The 17,987-nt window shown below is 38.0% G+C and carries 15 protein-coding genes; 1 reads left to right on the top strand and 14 read right to left on the bottom strand.

Annotation, left to right across the window (positions count from 1 at the left end):
* Positions 1-4: 4 nt before the first annotated feature.
* The 3 genes from RYH73_RS17500 to RYH73_RS17510 form a co-directional block, all read right to left on the bottom strand.
* Positions 5-1,159, bottom strand: coding sequence for a polysaccharide pyruvyl transferase family protein (locus tag RYH73_RS17500; protein ID WP_335314747.1), 1,155 nt, complete (start codon positions 1,157-1,159; stop codon positions 5-7).
* Positions 1,160-1,180: 21 nt separating this feature from the next.
* On the bottom strand, positions 1,181-2,233 hold the full coding sequence (locus tag RYH73_RS17505) for a nitroreductase family protein (RefSeq protein ID WP_335314748.1): 1,053 nt from the start codon (positions 2,231-2,233) through the stop codon (positions 1,181-1,183).
* An 86-nt stretch (positions 2,234-2,319) separates the two neighbouring features.
* Entirely contained in the window at positions 2,320-3,768 is a 1,449-nt protein-coding gene (locus RYH73_RS17510; RefSeq protein ID WP_335314749.1) for a lipopolysaccharide biosynthesis protein, read from the bottom strand.
* 562 nt (positions 3,769-4,330) lie between these two features.
* Between RYH73_RS17510 and RYH73_RS17515 the strand changes: the two genes are divergently transcribed.
* Positions 4,331-5,458 carry an acyltransferase family protein gene (locus RYH73_RS17515; RefSeq protein WP_335314750.1) on the top strand — a complete coding sequence of 376 codons (1,128 nt, stop codon included), beginning with the start codon at positions 4,331-4,333 and terminating at the stop codon, positions 5,456-5,458.
* Positions 5,459-5,515: 57 nt separating this feature from the next.
* On the opposite strand, the gene fcl is transcribed toward RYH73_RS17515, so the two are convergent.
* From fcl to RYH73_RS17565, 11 genes are all read right to left on the bottom strand, one after another.
* On the bottom strand, positions 5,516-6,472 hold the full coding sequence (gene fcl / locus RYH73_RS17520; RefSeq protein ID WP_335314889.1) for a GDP-L-fucose synthase: 957 nt from the start codon (positions 6,470-6,472) through the stop codon (positions 5,516-5,518).
* 42 nt (positions 6,473-6,514) lie between these two features.
* The gene (porM, locus tag RYH73_RS17525) at positions 6,515-8,047 is read right to left on the bottom strand and encodes a type IX secretion system motor protein PorM/GldM (protein WP_335314751.1); all 1,533 of its coding nucleotides are present in this window, start codon (positions 8,045-8,047) and stop codon (positions 6,515-6,517) included.
* Between the two features lie 41 nt (positions 8,048-8,088).
* On the bottom strand, positions 8,089-8,898 hold the full coding sequence (porL, locus tag RYH73_RS17530) for a type IX secretion system motor protein PorL/GldL (protein ID WP_335314752.1): 810 nt from the start codon (positions 8,896-8,898) through the stop codon (positions 8,089-8,091).
* Positions 8,899-8,904: 6 nt separating this feature from the next.
* Positions 8,905-9,624, bottom strand: coding sequence for a hypothetical protein (locus RYH73_RS17535; RefSeq protein ID WP_335314753.1), 720 nt, complete (start codon positions 9,622-9,624; stop codon positions 8,905-8,907).
* A 180-nt stretch (positions 9,625-9,804) separates the two neighbouring features.
* The gene (gene porN, locus RYH73_RS17540; RefSeq protein ID WP_335314754.1) at positions 9,805-10,839 is read right to left on the bottom strand and encodes a type IX secretion system ring protein PorN/GldN; all 1,035 of its coding nucleotides are present in this window, start codon (positions 10,837-10,839) and stop codon (positions 9,805-9,807) included.
* Between the two features lie 69 nt (positions 10,840-10,908).
* Entirely contained in the window at positions 10,909-12,237 is a 1,329-nt protein-coding gene (porK, locus tag RYH73_RS17545; RefSeq protein WP_335314755.1) for a type IX secretion system lipoprotein PorK/GldK, read from the bottom strand.
* A gap of 539 nt (positions 12,238-12,776) precedes the next feature.
* Positions 12,777-13,403 carry a response regulator transcription factor gene (locus RYH73_RS17550; RefSeq protein ID WP_335314756.1) on the bottom strand — a complete coding sequence of 209 codons (627 nt, stop codon included), beginning with the start codon at positions 13,401-13,403 and terminating at the stop codon, positions 12,777-12,779.
* A gap of 474 nt (positions 13,404-13,877) precedes the next feature.
* Positions 13,878-15,269 carry a UDP-glucose 6-dehydrogenase gene (locus tag RYH73_RS17555; protein WP_335314757.1) on the bottom strand — a complete coding sequence of 464 codons (1,392 nt, stop codon included), beginning with the start codon at positions 15,267-15,269 and terminating at the stop codon, positions 13,878-13,880.
* Between the two features lie 143 nt (positions 15,270-15,412).
* Entirely contained in the window at positions 15,413-15,811 is a 399-nt protein-coding gene (locus tag RYH73_RS26705; RefSeq protein WP_442946112.1) for a VanZ family protein, read from the bottom strand.
* 56 nt (positions 15,812-15,867) lie between these two features.
* The gene (locus tag RYH73_RS17560) at positions 15,868-16,962 is read right to left on the bottom strand and encodes a mannose-1-phosphate guanylyltransferase (RefSeq protein ID WP_335314758.1); all 1,095 of its coding nucleotides are present in this window, start codon (positions 16,960-16,962) and stop codon (positions 15,868-15,870) included.
* A 27-nt stretch (positions 16,963-16,989) separates the two neighbouring features.
* Positions 16,990-17,907, bottom strand: coding sequence for a nucleotidyltransferase family protein (locus RYH73_RS17565; protein ID WP_335314759.1), 918 nt, complete (start codon positions 17,905-17,907; stop codon positions 16,990-16,992).
* Positions 17,908-17,987 lie beyond the last annotated feature (80 nt).

Genomic DNA, 17,987 nt, shown 5'->3' on the forward strand with positions numbered 1-17,987 from the left:
CGTCCTAATTAATTGTTGAAAACACCAGGCTCCACATTTCGTTTGCCAACTCCTTTTGTTGCATAGCATTTTTGGCTAGCTTTTCATGTATATTGGCGGCTGATGCTTTATTTACTACCATGTTTATCTTGTTCTGCAACATGGTGTCATTTTTTAATTCATCATCTAATAGCAATCCTTCACTATAGTCGTAGTCTTCCATCAGTGCCAAATATTTATGACTCCAACCGACACAGAGACAAGGTACAGCTTGCGCTAAAGCACTGACCAAGCCATGAAAGCGCGAGGTGATCACCGCCTCAACACTTCCAATAATCCCTTTAACATGCAAGGGATTATCCTCTTTAAGAATTGGAATATCGAAGGAAAGAAGTTTATTTACCTCCTCTGCAATACGTAAATCCTTTACTCCTTCATGAATTAGAAAAAATGGCGTTTTTCCATGAAGCGTTATCAAATTACACACATTTACCAAAAAGTCTATATATTCACTTCTATCCTTAAAAACGTTTGATTCTAGTAGTTTATTATTGGGAATTATTGCCACTTGGTACTTATTCGAATCGAAAGATTCAGGTACTTTACCTTTGATAAGATTTGTAAAATCCGGGCGTAACCCTATACTTGTTTTCTTCCCGTCCAGATCATGTAGATACTCATAAGAGTATTTATCTCTAGCAAAAACGAGATCAGCATGATCTAAAATTAGCTGCATTTTATTCCGAAGCTTTAAATCGCTAAAGGCACCGAAGGCTTGTGGTAATAAAACAATTTTCTTTCCTTCCTGTTTCCACTTAACAATATGGTCGGCCAGCCGATCTCCGGCTTTCTTTGCTCCCCAAAAATCACCAAATGCAAAACCCGACCCATCAAATACCGTGTTAATTTCTTTTTCTAGCACGAATCCCATATTGCGCCTTATTGATTTTGGCAAGAAGCCTCCCCATATAGCCGAATTTATTCCAAATTTCTTATGATTCATTTTGGTATATATACCCAATTCGCGCTGTTTATGAACAGGAGCTGTTTCGCGTGCTTCCATTACAAAAATTGCATCAGGAGCAACCTGCCGCACCTTATCAAGAATCGCGTGCAACATCAGTTCGGCTCCTTTATTGTGGAATTCAACTCCTCTTAATTCGATAATCAATTGACTCATATTATTTCGCTAAGCTATATTTTAGTTAAATTTTCTAATTTGAGATAAGGGTCTTTTTTCCGAATAAGCAACCAACCCTTGTGGATCAGGATACCCCACTCCTATACACATAATTGGTCTTTGAAACTTTTCCAGTTTTAGAAAAGACTCCATTTTTTTTTCTTTTTCTTCAATATCAGGCCAATTGATGGAACAACTACTCAATCCCATCGTTTCCAATGCTAACATAAACGACATAGATGCTAGAGACGCATCTATATATATAATATGCCTATCTCGTTCATCAAAGTAGGCATCTAAATTCCCTACCATGACAATTAACATAGGAATAGAATGCCCATACCCCTTAGTTCCCATAGGAATCTGTACCACTTGGTTAACTAATTCAGGGTTGTCAAAAATGCGGAATTCATAGGGCTGTCGGTTGCAGGCGCTCGGCGACTGATTAGCTGCCAAAATAGCCTGATCAATTAACTCTCTTGGTACTTTACGATTTAAAAACCACCTAACAGATCGCCGCTGTCTACATAGTCGATAAAATTCATCATAACTAATTGCAGTCTTATTTTCTTCTACCCGATGATAGGGTATAGATGGAACTTGGGCCTGACCGTCCATCGATTTAGTGTCACCATTGATAATATGATTAAATCGAGCCTTTTCCTTACGTATAAAGTCATCTTTGTCATTAACAACCTGAAAATACTCGACTAACACATCATAAAACCACTTCATTTGCGGATTGCTCTTATCATTTTTAGAAGCGTTCCATACCCCTTCAAAATTATCGACCGTTTCGCGAAGGTATTCTTTACCGAATATTTCTTTCCGAGGACGCATCAAAAGTCCTTTCTCAATCCGATGTGTATTTCGCACCAGTAGAAAATAATTTGATTTCAATCGCTGTGATTCTTCGAGATGTTTTACCCGACCAGTTAAAACAGTCTGCAGTTCGCGTGAAAAGGAACGATCAAAAAGAAAGTAATAAATGGAAGTTAAAATTCTCGATTTGTAACATTTTTTGGGAAGGACTTCACGTATAAAATGTCGATTAATAGCCTTTAACCTATTCATATTAAAAAGTATATATTCTTACTATCTTATAACCTATCAACAATATCCAGGGTAACATCGAAGGTCATTTTTTGCTTTCAAAGGAGTTATGATGCTCGCTTACTCTTTATAAAATGAACATGGGCCATTAGTTCTGCTCCCATGAATTTATAAATTGACAATGCAAACACCAGCAGGACAACCGGTCCAACAATTAAAAAATTAACATGAAAGTAATTCAGGAGTACGCTACCGATGATATAGGAAAATAAAGTAGCCAACACCGGTCCCTTAATCTCACGAAAAAGCTCGGCGCTTGATACTTTCACAGTGATCAAGTAGTTAAAAGTATATTGAGCGATTAGCACATTGAAAATTCTACTAAAAAGAACTGCCCATGAGGCACCAACGATACCGTACTTATATATACCAAAAGCCAATGCAGGTAGATAAACCGCCGCCTTTATCAGCTGAAGCTTGAGTTCCAAACCAGGTCTTCCTAAAGCTCTTATCAGAACTGTATTGCTATTAACTAACATCTGAATCATTATAGACGCCGATAGTATTTTTAAAGGGAGGATAGAATTCTCCCATTTACTCCCAAAAATGTTAAGAACAAAAGGTTCGGCTAGTATAAATAAGAGAAGCATAACAGGAAAAACAATTACACAGTTATAACTAACTACTTTCAAATAATATCTCTTCATGGCGTCTGGATCGCCCTGCTTTTTACCATAAAGGGGATACATCACGTTGTTGATAACCGCCATCAATCTACTTCTAAAAGTATCTGTCAAAACAAAAGCAAACGAATAAGACCCGAGTAATTGGGCAGACAATAGTTTTCCGATTAAAAGATAATCGACATTATTAACAAAATAATTAATCACATTCGTTCCAGTAGCAAAAATTCCGAATCCAAAAATATCTTTAAACGCTTTACGACTCCAAGAAAACTTAGGAAGCCAATTGGTGGCTTTAAAGTAAAAGGGGATAGCAAATACAATGATTGCTGTTGAGTTAAAAGCCAAAGACCAAACACCCGCACCCCATAAAGCAAGTAAGATAGCTATAACACCTGCAACGATATTACTCGCACTTTCAATACGAGCTATCTTTTTAAAGTTCATTTGCTTAGATAGCTGAGCACGGTTGACCAAATTAATAGGACTTAACAGGATACCTAAACTGATAACAGGTATCAGTTGCTTAAGAATATCTTCATTGTAAAATTTAGCCGCCAATGGTGCCACAACAAATCCCATAATTAAATAAAGCAAGGCCGACCAAGCAATACCTGTCCAGAAAGCCGTATTATAATGCGCGGGGGTCAGCTCCTCTTCTTTCTTTTGGATGAGTGCAGCCCCAATTCCAAGCTCAGTCAAAACAGAGACAAATCCGGTAAATACAGTTGCCATCCCAACCAATCCAAATTGCTCTGGTAATAATATCTTCGCTAGAACTAATTTGACGATAAAAGCAAATCCCTGGTTAACAATTAACTGTATTGCATTCCAAAAAACTCCCTTTAAAACCAAACCTTTTGAACTATCCATTCTTGCTTCCTTTTGTATCTCAATTTCGGGGTAAAACTAAGCGTTAAATTTGGAAATAAACACAGTGAGAAATGAACGTTCTATTTACGAGAAAAACGATTGGTTATAGGGTACAAAAGTGTATAAAATACACACAATATCATCAGTTAAGATTTAGCATTCAGGTGTCAAATTGGAGCAAAAACCATCTTTTAAAAGCTATTAGCACCCTTATAGGAAACCTACACATCATTTTTTCACCTGCGACAAGAAAAAAAGTTATTAAAAAATTTAAATCCAGATGTGAAAACTAAAACCGAAGCGCATGCAAACCATATCTTGGCATTTTCAAGCGTATAATAGCGTCATTCGATCGCTTAAAGTGAAATTATAATTAAAAAACCCCAATATTGCTCACACGATACCCATTAATTAGACAACTTAAGTACAAGTTATGACTCTGCCCCTCAAAAAAGTTATGTTTGCAATGTAATTGAATAATGAAGTACGCTCTATCACAGAGCCAATTAATGATCTCATTGTAAAAATTAGCTCTCTTTAAGGCTATAAGTTAAGATTAAACATGGAAAAGAACAGTAACAGACTTCAATTTCTAGATTGCTTGCGTTTCCTTGCCGCTTTATCAGTTATAATTCAACATGTATTTGAACGCTCGTCAGCACAATTCGGTTGGATTAGCTCAAATTATTTTCAATTTGGAGTTTTTGGTGTGAGTCTATTTTTTATAACCAGTGGTTTCATCATTCCGGTTTCAATAGAAAAACACCAATCAATAAAGAAATTTGCGATAAGTCGTATTTATAGATTATATCCCTTATTTCTTGCAAGTCTGATATTAAAAACGGCGCTCATTTTAAATGGGAACATCCATGGTGTAGACCCTAATTTCATGGTCATCTTAGCGAATGTTACCATGCTGGCAAAGTTTATTGGACAGCCGCTTATCGAGATGTCTTATTGGACGTTAAATCTCGAAATGGCATTCTACATTATTGTGGCGGTGCTATTTAAATTAAACATGCTTCAACATAGCGTTAAATTAGCTCTTATTGCTCTTTTCGGCAACCTTTCTATTGGTGTGATAGCAATACATTTCTTACATCTGTTTAACGGGGGCATGTTGTTAACCTACTACCTTGCTACTATGTTTGTTGGAACGGTATATTACCGCAATATGAAGGGTTTGGTGTCAAACAAAACGCTTTCGTTAACAATTATTTTTTCGCTATTTGTTCTGTTTACAAATGCCTACCTAACATTTGGTGATCACCCATCCAACCCAAAGCTTTTTGGAGGTGATAGTTTTTGGCCAGTAGTTAATGCCATCGCATTAGCATATCTTTTGTTCACTTTAGGCTTTATCTTTAGATCGAAATCGTATCCGAGAATATTGACCCACTTTGGGACAATCAGCTATTCTCTTTATTTGAATCAAGGGATCATCATCAGACTAGTAATGCCAGCTATTGCAAGCGCTATGTTATCCAGCATTGCCGCAATTGCTGTTACTTTTTTTATTTCTAATTACACCTATAAATTCATTGAACTTCCTTTTATCAATCGTAGTCGAAGAATCATTAAACGGATGGGCCAACAAGAAGAATCCAGTGCGGCAAGCACTGATACCGGCAACATATTGAATACTGAACCTAACAGAGTAGTTACTGAGCCCGCTGAGGTCATAAAATAAAAAAACCCCGTTATTTCTTGTCTTCAAAATAACGGGGTTACAAGGTTAGTACCCAAATTAACGCTCAGCTAGCATTTCAGCATGCAAAAAATCATCATACGCTAAAGCAATTCCCTCTTTTAGTTCGATACGATGTTTCCAACCTAAGTGATGTAATTTAGCAACATCCATCAATTTTCGTGGTGTTCCATCAGGTTTAGAGGCGTCATAAGTAATTTCTCCTTCAAATCCAACAACCTCTTTCACTAATTGAGCCAGTTCTTGAATACTTAAATCCTCCCCGGTACCTACATTTATCAGTTCCTTATCCGAATATGTATTCATTAAAAAAATACAAGCATCCGCTAGATCATCTGCATACAAGAATTCACGTTTTGGCGTCCCTGTTCCCCATATCGTTACAGAAGAAGCATTGGCTACTTTTGCTTCATGGAATCGTCGGATAAGTGCCGGCAACACGTGCGAGTTTTGGGGGTGATAGTTGTCCCCTATTCCATATAAATTCGTCGGCATTACACTTATAAAATCGCATCCATATTGATCCCTATAGGTCTCGCATAATTTTATACCCGCTATCTTAGCAATTGCATACGGTTCGTTGGTCTGTTCTAAAGCACCTGTTAAAAGATAACTTTCCTTTAACGGTTGCTGCGCCATTTTTGGATAAATACAACTACTTCCCAAAAACATAAGCTTTTGAACATTATGTTGATATGCGGCATGTATGATATTACATTCCATTATCAAATTATCGTAGAGAAAGTCTGCTCTATAGGTATTATTGGCAATAATACCGCCAACTTTGGCAGCAGCCAGAAACACATAATCTGGTTTTTCATCTTGAAAAAAGGCATGAACGGCGTCCTGATTGCGAAGATCTAATTCCGAAGAAGTTCTTGTGATTAAATTAGTATGACCTGTTGATTTTAGATGACGGGTGATAGCTCCACCAACCATACCACGATGGCCTGCGATATAAATTCTTGAATCTTTTTCCATATAAATCAATTTTATTAAAAGACTAAACGAGATACCGTTCTTCCTATTAAACCTGCTCTAATTAGCAGATAACGCAACAGCATTCAACTGTCTTGGAGAACCGTCCGGTCCGACAGCAATAATATTATCAAAAATGACTCTTGTTCCCGGCCCAATTCCATTCAAAGCTGATTTCATTGCAGCACTTAAGGAATTACCACTCGTTGATAAAACGACCGCGTCTGCCCGTGGTTTTGCTAATATCATTGTAAATTTGGTAATATTGAACTTGGCATCAAAATCGAAATTCTCCAGACTCGCAAAGAGCGCATTTTGCGCCTTCAATGCAACCGACGCCATCGTACCACCGGACTTTCCTCCAAATTTTGCAACAGGATCGGGAATTCGCTTCACTCTAAAATCTGTAGAACTTAAAGTCTGCACTTTACCCGGTGCAACCTCCGCTGATACGGATATTTTTGCTGTTCCGGGAGACGAAACGCGCGCAACATACTTTCCATTCGATCCCGATAGGCTACCGCCACTCATATTTACCTTAATTTTATCCGCTGGAGTGCCAGGTGCCGATACCGATAATGGATTATCTACACCGATATATAATACGTTCATCTTATCAGGAGATACAACTGCTGACGGTCGGGAAACCTGATACCGCTGTTCAGGGGTTCTGTATTCCTTTATCGTCCCGTCTGTCTGTTTCACTTTAATAATACCTGTCCAGGTATGAATCCCTTCCTGAGAAGTATTTACAGTATACACTCCTTTACCATTGCTTACCTGTAAAGCGCTTCCATTGACGGAAATCGAAGGGTCAGACTTTGAATCATAGGCGGTTAAAAACACTTCGGCCGTATATGGTTGCCCCTGAATCAAGTAAGAAGAAGGGGCCACGGCGACTGCAGCAAACTGATCTAAATTGACCACAGCTTGGTCCATTTTGCCTAAAATACGCTTAACTACATCTGATTCGGCATTTTGCGCGTCTGTTTGAATTTTAGTTAAAATGGTCATCGCGGCTGTTAGCGGGGTACCATCTCCAAAATTGATCTCCTCCCATTTTTTCTTCCCATTGACTCGCTTCTCCGGATCACCGGCCTCCAAAGAGAAGGTCACCGCTCCTCGATCCTTTTCATCCAACAAGGCCAATAATCGCTCCCTCGTATTATTTATTTTTTCTTTTAATTCGGCCCCTTTTTTCTTATTGATCATTAAACCGGGTGCTATATCCATATTATCACGCTGCGACAGATCTCCCGTATCCTCTTCATACCCACCTCCTTGCTTTTCAAATTCTTTCTTCAGCGAATTGATGTATTCATTCAATTCGCCTACAATTGCTCTTGCCTGTTTTGCTTTTTCGTAAATAGGTCTTGCCCGTTCGGGTTCCTCTTTTAGTTTTGTATTCTCAAAAGCCATGAATAACTGTTCGACGGAGTTATTTACATTTGACCTGGAGGTTTCCAAACTATCGTTGATATTTTTAAAGGCATCCAATATAGTATCTGATACATTTAAAGCCAACATGGCTAATAATACCAGATACATGATATTGATCATCCGTTGCCTTGGGGTCTCTTTTCCTAAAGCCATTAATTACGTATTTAAATGTCAATGAATAATACCTGGAAAACTTACATGCGTGGCTGATTCATAGCACTTAGCATATTGCCGTAAACAGCATTGAGCGCTGCCAGATTTTTAGCTAATTTGTTAACTTCATCCTTAAACATTTTTGAATCGTCCAACGATTCGTTGAAGTTCTGCATAGTAGCGCTAAGTTGCTCGTAGAATCTATTCATTGATTGTAAATGCGCATTTGAGTCTTTCAATTCACGCTCATACATTGCATTTAGAGAACTCAGATTTTGGGTGAGTTGTTGTACCTGATCATGATAACCGCGCGTATCCGAATCAGCCGAAGACATTGCAACCAGATTGGCTGATGCTTTTTCGAAAGCGGCACTTAAACCATCAAATTTTGATGACGCCAAGCGTAGTTTTTCCGTAAACTCATTGGCAGCAAAAGAAGCATCGGAAATGTTGCTGATAGCCGTCACTTTATCATTAAAAGATCGTAATCCTTTTCCCAGACTGGCAATGGTTTCAGGTCCGACCTGTGCATCGGCAAAGATCTTATCTAAAGCAGCCGTCGTTGAAGTACCCGGGTTTTGTACCATCTGTCGTGCAGAAGTTTTGGGTAATTCACCGCTATAATTTTCCGCTAGCTCCGGATAGACCCTTTCCCATTCGGGATCTTTCGGCGGGGGATTAAATCCCATTAAAAAAAACAAAAGTGCTTCTACACCTAAACCTGCACCGATCATGTAATTTGCCATGGCTCCTCCGATGTGGAGTATCTTAAATAGCGCCCCTAAGATTACCACACTTGCACCCCAAGAGATCGCGACGTGCAGCCAATTTGAATTGTCTTTCTTCTTCATAATTAATTATTGGAAATATTTATTATAACTGTTTTTAAAAAAGATATAGGATATTCCAACTTGTACATTTACCCCAGGTGCCATATTGTATGGGAAAGAATCTAAATCGTCACGTAATTTTGGTATATCAACTGGATCTTTTTCATAAATTTTTATCACTGTTGATTCCAATGGGATATAATACCCAACATTTACCGCCATATTCAATCGCTGTGAAAGCCTTATCCCATTTATTCCCGTTCCAATATAAGGTCGTACCTTTCCCCATTCAACCCCGTAATCCTTCTTTTGGTCCGGCTCCTTCTGACTCCCCACATAACGTTCAAATTTATTCTCAAAAAAGTACCCAATACCCGCGCTGACGATCCATTTCCGAGCTATCCAACTATCTTTACCCAAAAGAGGTTGCCAGTCCGCTAATAAGGTTACATCCGAACGGTTTATTTCAAAAACCCGTCTACGATATTTCATCTTGGATGAAGGGAAAAAACTGGCCCCTAAACGTATATTAAATGCCTCGGACACCGGGTAAGCTCCTTCAATCCCTAATCCTCTCGTCCCTACATGAATGCCAACAGAAGGATAAAAGCTAGAATATTCTTCCCAAATCTGCGCTTTTACTTGCAGACTAGCAAGTGCTATAATAAAAAATATGAAGATTTTTTTCATCTGTTTAATCTGTTCTTCAATAGTGATGAAACCCTGCCTACCGTCAGTAGGTGTCATGATGTAATCATTTTACTGCAATGTGATTTTTGAAAATCATGACGGTTTCACTAATAAATGTTTATCTGTATCGACTATACCAATCGTTTGGTATTATATACTTCAGTTTATCGCAAAAATATTTATAAATGACTTAATGCTCTTTTCTAATTATTCGATCAAAAAAGATGTTCAAAGAAATTACTGACTGCTTTCCGCTCCCTCTTCTTTTGTTTCCTTCAAACTTGCCTTTTCCTTCCTTTTACTACTTTCTTGCTTCTTATTTCGTAAATAATCCTCATCTTTCGAAACCAGCTCATCTGGATTAACTCCTTTCGGATTTTGCCATAGACGTGTTTTATATTGCTGGATTTTATCTTCAATTTCCACGGCAGAGGTGTCCTCTTCCCCTTGTGCATATTGCATTTGTTGACTTGGGGACGATTGTCTCACAATTTTGCTAGCGAACTTACGCTGAACGAACAAATCATCCATTGTCATGTCATAGAGCTCTTTGTCCGGATCGGAAACATCCATTTGTACCAGGGTGTATCGCAACTGCGGGAAATAAAGCCAAAATGCCGGTGTTTCTCCTACAGACTCGGCCAATTCAGCTGAAGAATTTATCGTCATTAAAGGTGCCACCCCTATAATTCTACTTTCTAATTTACCTCTTTGCTTATCGAAAAAGATATCCTCTTTTATCCGAAACTTCGTCACCTTTTCTGGATTGAATTCATTGAGGGTCATCTTTGCATCAATCTGATTACCCTCATTATCAAAAATAGGCACCAAAACGCTGTCTGTGAATCGAGCCTCTCCTTCTTTAGCGGTTAATCTTGTTTTGAAACCATCATCTTCCGGATTATACGGAGTCAATTTGCCTTCCTTTATACCTTTCATGATAGCCTCCATGAGCGAAGCTCCAGGGATTGCGAAGATATAATTCTCTTTATCTTTTAAGTCAATATCTCTCCACACCCGTTTATAAAATCGAATGTTTTTTGGATTGACTTTTGGGTAAGCAAATGGTACAGCATCATGTAAATCATTTACTTGATAATATCCGTCCATTTGAGGAACAGTGTCAACCAACAATGTATTACTTTTACCTAACATGGAATCGGAAGCAACCCGTCCCAATCGTTCATCGGCCATGGTCGTATCTGGTATTTCTTGTGCCAGCAATGTAGTAAAGCTGAAGAAACTTAATATTGCGATCAAAAACGTTTTCATATGATAATCCTTTTTCAACAAAATAGTTTTAAATTTCGGTATATACATCGTCATATAACCGGAAATCATTTAATTTTTATACTTCCTGGTTTTTACCTGCGGTGTTGTCATTTCAAAAGCCGACATCACGCACCTGAAGCCTATATAGGAGTGTGCATCTTGCTGTTGCTCGTAACTTCTTGCATCGCTGTTCAACATACTTCCATTATCTTTCCAAGAACCTCCTCTTACAACCTTACGCTTCAAGGCATAACTAGCGTTATCATCTGCATCGTACAATAGAACTGGATTTAGATCGTTCACGAATTCAATTGCAGACGGACTGAAAGCATCCAATGTCCATTCTGATACATTCCCCGCCATATTGTAAACGCCAAAAGCATTCGGTGTATACGCTTTCACCGGAACCGTAAAAGTTGATCCATCTCTTGAATAGGTTCCTTCTTCTTGCTTGAAGTTAACAGCTAATCTTTTTTTGTCAGATTTCCGATCACTTATTGTCAGCCTAGTTCGTTGGATAGTATCTATAGGATCGAGTTTCCCTTCGGCGGCATACTGCCATTGAGCTTCAGTCGGCAAGCTAAACGTTAACTGGTAACCTTTCAAGTAAGAATTTTTCTGCAAACTCGCCATAATTTCTTTTCCTCGCCAATCAGCATATGCTCTCGCCTGCTTCCAGCTTACACCAACTACGGGATTGTGATCAAATGATTTATGGGAAAAATAATTCGCATCCATAGCATTCATCTGTGCATTCGGAAAATCTTTCGACCATATATCTTCTATTGGCATTACGCCCACCGTATCGGTCACATATTCATCGTTTCTCCTGCCGTCCATCTTCAAATACGAGAAACGATATTTAAGTAATTCACTATTCAGCACCCTTTTACCAGCTTTCATCGTTAGCATAGGTCGTATTTTTTCTTGGATTTCGGCATTTTTACTCTGCCACAGAGGGGATTCTTTTTTTATCTTTTTCCAATCTATTAGCCTTTCCGCATCTATATTACCAGCTTCATTTGCATCGTTATTCGGCTGTTCAAGGAAATACTGATCATCTTTTATGTAATCAACTACAGCAACCGAATCGGCAACCCAATTTACAAATTCTCGATACTGCTTGTTAGTAACTTCTGTCTCATCAATAAAAAAAGCACTTAAGCTTACATTCTTTCCAACATTGCTACTATCCTGAGAACTCTTATAAAAAATAGTTCCAGAAGGGATGTATACCATTCCGGGAGGCGCCGGCAACCTGTTTCCTCGAAACGAGGAAACTCGTGGAGAATCATATAATTTATTCGATTTACATGCGGCCATGAATAATATCACTGTTATTAACCCGCCAAACGTAGCACCCTTAGCGATCCAACTAAACCTGTTTAAAACTCTCATTTCAATTATCATTTTTTAATGGCGACGGAGAACGTTCAATAAAGAACATCCCCATTTATTTTATACTTTTTCTATTTGTCACTAGGTGATTTTACATTTTTTTTGATGACTCCTATGCAAATACCGCCATAAGCCATCAAAATAAATTGATCTTTCTTTAAATGCACTATTTTCTCTATAAAATGTGTATAAACTCACATTTTTATATGATAAATAATAAGCCATATCGTGTCGATGCAATTGCACTCATAAACTATTACCAGCTGAATCAGGCCATTAACTGATGGTTTTTTATCGTAATCCGGCTCCCTTTATTGTTCTTCCTGTGGGAACTACTATGCAAAAGTAGGTATTCAATTAAAAGGTACCATACTCGTTTTCTGATCTATTTATTCACACGTATAGACAGGATTACACATTAGTTTAACAAACAAATTCGGGAAATGATTGAATATAGGTCTGCTAAAAACTCTTCCGATGGAGTTGTATACTTGAAATATAATAGAGCGCAGCCCTATTAAGTTAGTTTTATAAGCTGGTTAACTTATGTTTACAAATTTGTGTCTAATGGCTTGCAAAACAAGACCGGTTCTGCTTTTCACTTTGAACTTAGCAAAAAGACTAGCTCGATAGCCATCGATTGTTTTGATTGATAAAAACATCCGTTTTGCAATTTCATGATAATTCAAATCCGAACAGGCTAAATAAAGAAACTCCTTTTCCCTATCGGTAAGTTCTATTTGAAACGCTATATTCTCCACACTCTTCTCTGTTAAAAATGAATTATAATAACCTTTGGCCCAAATTTCCGTTAAGGCCAAATTAAGTTCTAAAACGTTCATATTTTTTGTGAGATAAGCACAACAACCTGCACGAATCATTTGAAGCACGCTTATCGAATCACTTAAAACAGAAAGTGCAACTAATTTAATATCTGGATAATCGAACTTAATTTTACTTGTAAGCTCTGCTCCACTCATGCTAGGCATTAACACATCAATTAATAAAATATCCGGATAACTTTCCTGGCGTCTTAGCTTATTCAACAAATCATGGCCGTCGGTAGCATGCATTGTCACTTGAAAATCGGCCAGATTATTAATAAGCATAATTAATGATTCCAAAACAAGCGCATGGTCATCTACGATACCTATAGTTGCTTTCATAGTAAACTACTTATAAATCAGTTTCTCATCTATCTCCAGAAATCCACGTTATTTTCATGTATGATTATCTCCACAGAAAACAGAATGCATGTTCAATATATCTACCTAACACCAGGGATTTTCAGGCCTTTAACAAAGATGATGAAAAAAAATTTTATACTCTTTTTTCCATCCGTAAAATACTGTATAATAAAGACACAATCACTTCACATCATAAAAAAAATACAGAGACACATATTTAGACACACCAAAATAAACAACTATTTAACAATGAGTTAAAGCAGAAGATCAGCAGGGATGACAAATGATCAAAAAACCTTTTCTTGAGAAAACGGCAGATTAAAATGTGAAAAAATTGTTAGTCAAATCATTTATATAAAAACGGAATGGCCGAATTATCTTCGGCCATTTTAATCACTTAATTTTGTATTCGATAAAAGAAATCCACTTATTACTTATCTCTAAGTGTAATAGCTAGCTCCCAATCGGACATACTTTGAAACCAATGCTTTCGAGCTGGGCTCTATCCAAAATATTTCTCCCATCGAAAATATGAGCTGGTTTCAACATATTATCATAGATTCGCTTCCAGTCATAGTGCTTAAATTCATCCCACTCCGTAAGTACAGCCACCGCATGCGCACCCTTACATGCTTCGTAGGGATCATTATGTATTTGCACGAGTTTACCATTTTCTTCGGATGATCTCGTTGCCAGGTAATCCAAATCCACATAAACTTGTTGTGCGGGTACTTTTGGATCGTATACAGCAACTTGTGCTTGCTCATACAATAAATGATCAGCCACATAAATTGCTGCAGACTCGCGCGTATCATTCGTATCTTTCTTAAATGCCCACCCTAAAAACGCAATTTTCTTTCCATTTACCGTATTGTAGAGGGTTTTAATAATTTTATTTGCAAACCGCTTTTTCTGGTGATCGTTCATAATGATTACCTGCTCCCAGTAATCCGCAACTTCTGTTAGACCGTAGCTACGAGCGATATAAACCAAATTCAAAATATCTTTTTGAAAGCAGGATCCACCGAAGCCTACCGAAGCCTTCAAAAATTTTGGTCCAATCCGACTATCTGTTCCGATTGCGCGTGCTACCTCATTGATATTAGCCTCCGTATGTTCACATAGTTCCGATAAAGAATTAATCGATGAAACACGCTGTGCTAAAAAGGCATTTGCAGTTAGTTTAGACAGCTCAGAAGACCATACATTGGTCGTTAGAATTCTTTCTCTTGGCACCCATCGAGCATATACAGATACTAAAGCTTCGATCGCCTTCTTACCCTCTTCGTTTTGATCTCCACCAATCAATACCCTGTCAGGTGCTAACAAATCTTCTACAGCGGTACCTTCCGCCAAAAATTCAGGATTAGAAAGAATTTGAAATTTAACTCCATTTCCAGTGTGCTGCAAAATATCTTTCAAGGTACTTGCAGTCCGAACCGGAAGTGTTGATTTTTCGACTACTATTTTATCCGTTTTGCTAACACGTGCGATTTGACGAGCACATAATTCAATCCATTTCAAATCAGCTGCTTGTCCTTTCCCCGCACCATAAGTTTTTGTCGGTGTATTTACAGAGATAAAAATCATATCCGCGTCATCAATCGCTTTATCGACATCTGTGGAAAAGAATAAATTTCTTCCACGTGCTTCTGAAACCACTTCACTCAATCCAGGTTCATAAACCGGAATCTTATTAACATCTTGATCATTCCATGCAGCAATACGTGCTTCATTGAGATCGACTACCGTAACTTGTATGTCTGGACATTGTTTGGCAATTACCGCCATCGTTGGACCACCTACATAGCCTGCACCGATGCAGCAGATTTTTTTTACAGTCATTTTGCTAGAAGAGATTTTAATATTATTAAACTAAATTTTACATTTAAGAGCTTTCAGCAAAGATAGAGAAAGAATATTCGCCCGCTACGTACAACTCGTTACAATTATTACACGAAAATTGATCAAGGCACGCGTCCCTACAATTACCTTTGACTATTCGGTTCATTGATAAGCCTTATACCATGTATTATCAAAACACCTAAAATAGTCCCTATTGTATTAAATATCCAATCGTCTATATCCGGAATGCCAACCCCAAAAAAATATTGGCAGGCTTCGATACAAAAACTGGACAGAAAACCTAAACCGATCATCCAGCCATAGTGCTTAAAACCAAAGACAATATATAAGAACAAAGGAAGCGGAGTAAACATCACAATGTTACCAATTATATCCAGATAAACACTGCTTACATCACTTGCATGCCTATAAAGATACCATTTTAAACGGAAAGGTTGAAAAATTGGGCCCGTACGATGTTCTCCCCATGCCGGATTTGGCCTTCTTCCCGAAAAAAAAAACCACGTAAAATAAAATAACAAAGTATAGAAAGCACCAAACTTTCCATACTAATTTCATTATAGCATTCAAAAAACGTTTAGATATAATTTTCGCCAAACTGTTTCGCTGCGTCAGCAACTACTTGCTTTACCTCCTGTTCACTATCAATTGGGCATATAAGAAGTGTATCATTGGCTTCTACGACGATATAATTATGCAAATTTTTTAAGACGACCTTCTTATAACTCGGAACATTGACCATACAATTACTACTATTGTACAAAATTACGTTTTTCGCATCGGGTATTAATACATTACCCTCTGTATCCCGCGGGCTTAATCCATACACGGAGGTCCAAGTACCTAAGTCCGACCATCCAAAATCAACGGGTAAAACATACACGAGTTCACTCTTCTCCATAATTGCATAATCGATAGAGATATTCTCGCAAGTAGGATAGTAGGTTTGCAGAAACTCATCTTCATCTTGCGTATTATACTTACCTTTACCCGCTAAAAATACGGCGTTCAATGCGCTTTCATATTGCTGCAATTCGCTGAGAATTGCTTTTACATTCCAAACAAAAATCCCGGCGTTCCAAAGATAGTTCCCGCTTCTTACATATTCCTGAGCAACCTGTAATACGGGTTTTTCCCTAAAAGAAATAACTTTTTTAAAATCAGAGAAATTTGCCAAATCATCGTCACCTTTCTGAATATAACCATAGCCTGTATCTGGTCTTGATGGTTTGATACCTAGGGTAATCAGTACATCGCTATTTTCCGCAGCTTCCAATGAAGCTTTAATATCTGCCAAAAAGCGTTCCGTATCCTGTATAAGATGATCGGATGGTGCAATAACAAGTGTTGCATTCGGATTTAAAGACTCCAATTTGTGGCAAGCATAAGCAATACACGGGGCGGTATTTCGCATAGCAGGCTCACCAATTATTCTATTGTCATCATTAATACCTAACTGCTCCTTCACCAGTCCCACATATTTATGGTTGGTTAATACATAAATATTTTCTTCAGGTACAATCTGCTTAAATCGATCGTAGGTACTTTGAATCAGTGTTTTTCCTAAGCCAAGGACATCAATAAATTGTTTGGGGAGTGATGTTCTACTAACCGGCCAAAAACGGCTTCCTACACCACCCGCCATAATTACAACATAATGGTCTTTATTCATATATAATTTTTTTAAACCCACGTAAGGTTAAACCGCCACCCCATTCCACAAATTCTTCGGATAAACCCCTTTCTCCACAAGTTCGGAAAGTTCATTTTTCACTAAAGGCTTATCCTCTTGATAAGTCACTCCAAAACAGGGTGCGTCAATAGGGATTACCTTAAAAGCAGCTTTCCCTTGCTGCAACAAAATCTGTGCAGCCTCCGGTATTAAAAATTCGGCTTTGGGATCCTGTTTATTTTGTTGAACAAAGGTAACAAACAGCGGCTCAAGCAACGAAAATATTGCAGGAGTAAAACCCCAGAAATTCATCGAAACCAAGTCTCCATCATTCAACAAGCCTGGTGTCCCATCCGGTTGAACAAATTCAATTCCACTTTCAGCATTTCTATAAACCTTTGCCCGCTCGTCTAACCTTTTCAGTTCGCCTGTATCCGAAACTGCGCAAACTCCCCGTGTTACCGGCCCACTGTCTGACAGGGTTTTACCTATTTTGTACCCCAATAATGCAAAATAATCATCATTTGCGTCATTTGCTAAAAAATTTGCCATTTGCTGAAAAGCAGTTAGGCTATAAAAATCATCTGCGTTAATTACGGAAAAATTCTCCTTTACGGCTCCTTTTGCTGCCAAAAGTGCATGTCCCGTTCCCCAAGGCTTACTTCTTTCAATATATTCGTCAAAACCGTATTCGGTTAATTGCGGTTCTTGAAATGCGTACTCAACTTCTACTTGCCCATTTATTGATTTAGCAAATTTTTCTTCAAATACAACTTGATGTTCTTTTCTAATAATAAAACATACCTTTCCAAAGCCTGCACGAATTGCATCGAAGATAGAATATTCCAATATCGTCTCGTTGTTCGGTCCAAAACCATCAATTTGTTTGTTTCCACCATAGCGGCTCGCCATTCCAGCGGCCAAGATTACTAGAGTCGGTTTCATTTGCTATTAATTTATCAACTATAAAAAGAAACTAATAAAGTACCTCACCATTAGGTGATTTTACTATTGAACTTAATGTC

Source organism: Olivibacter sp. CPCC 100613 (genome assembly GCF_036959255.1).
Classification (GTDB): Bacteria; Bacteroidota; Bacteroidia; order Sphingobacteriales; family Sphingobacteriaceae; genus Olivibacter.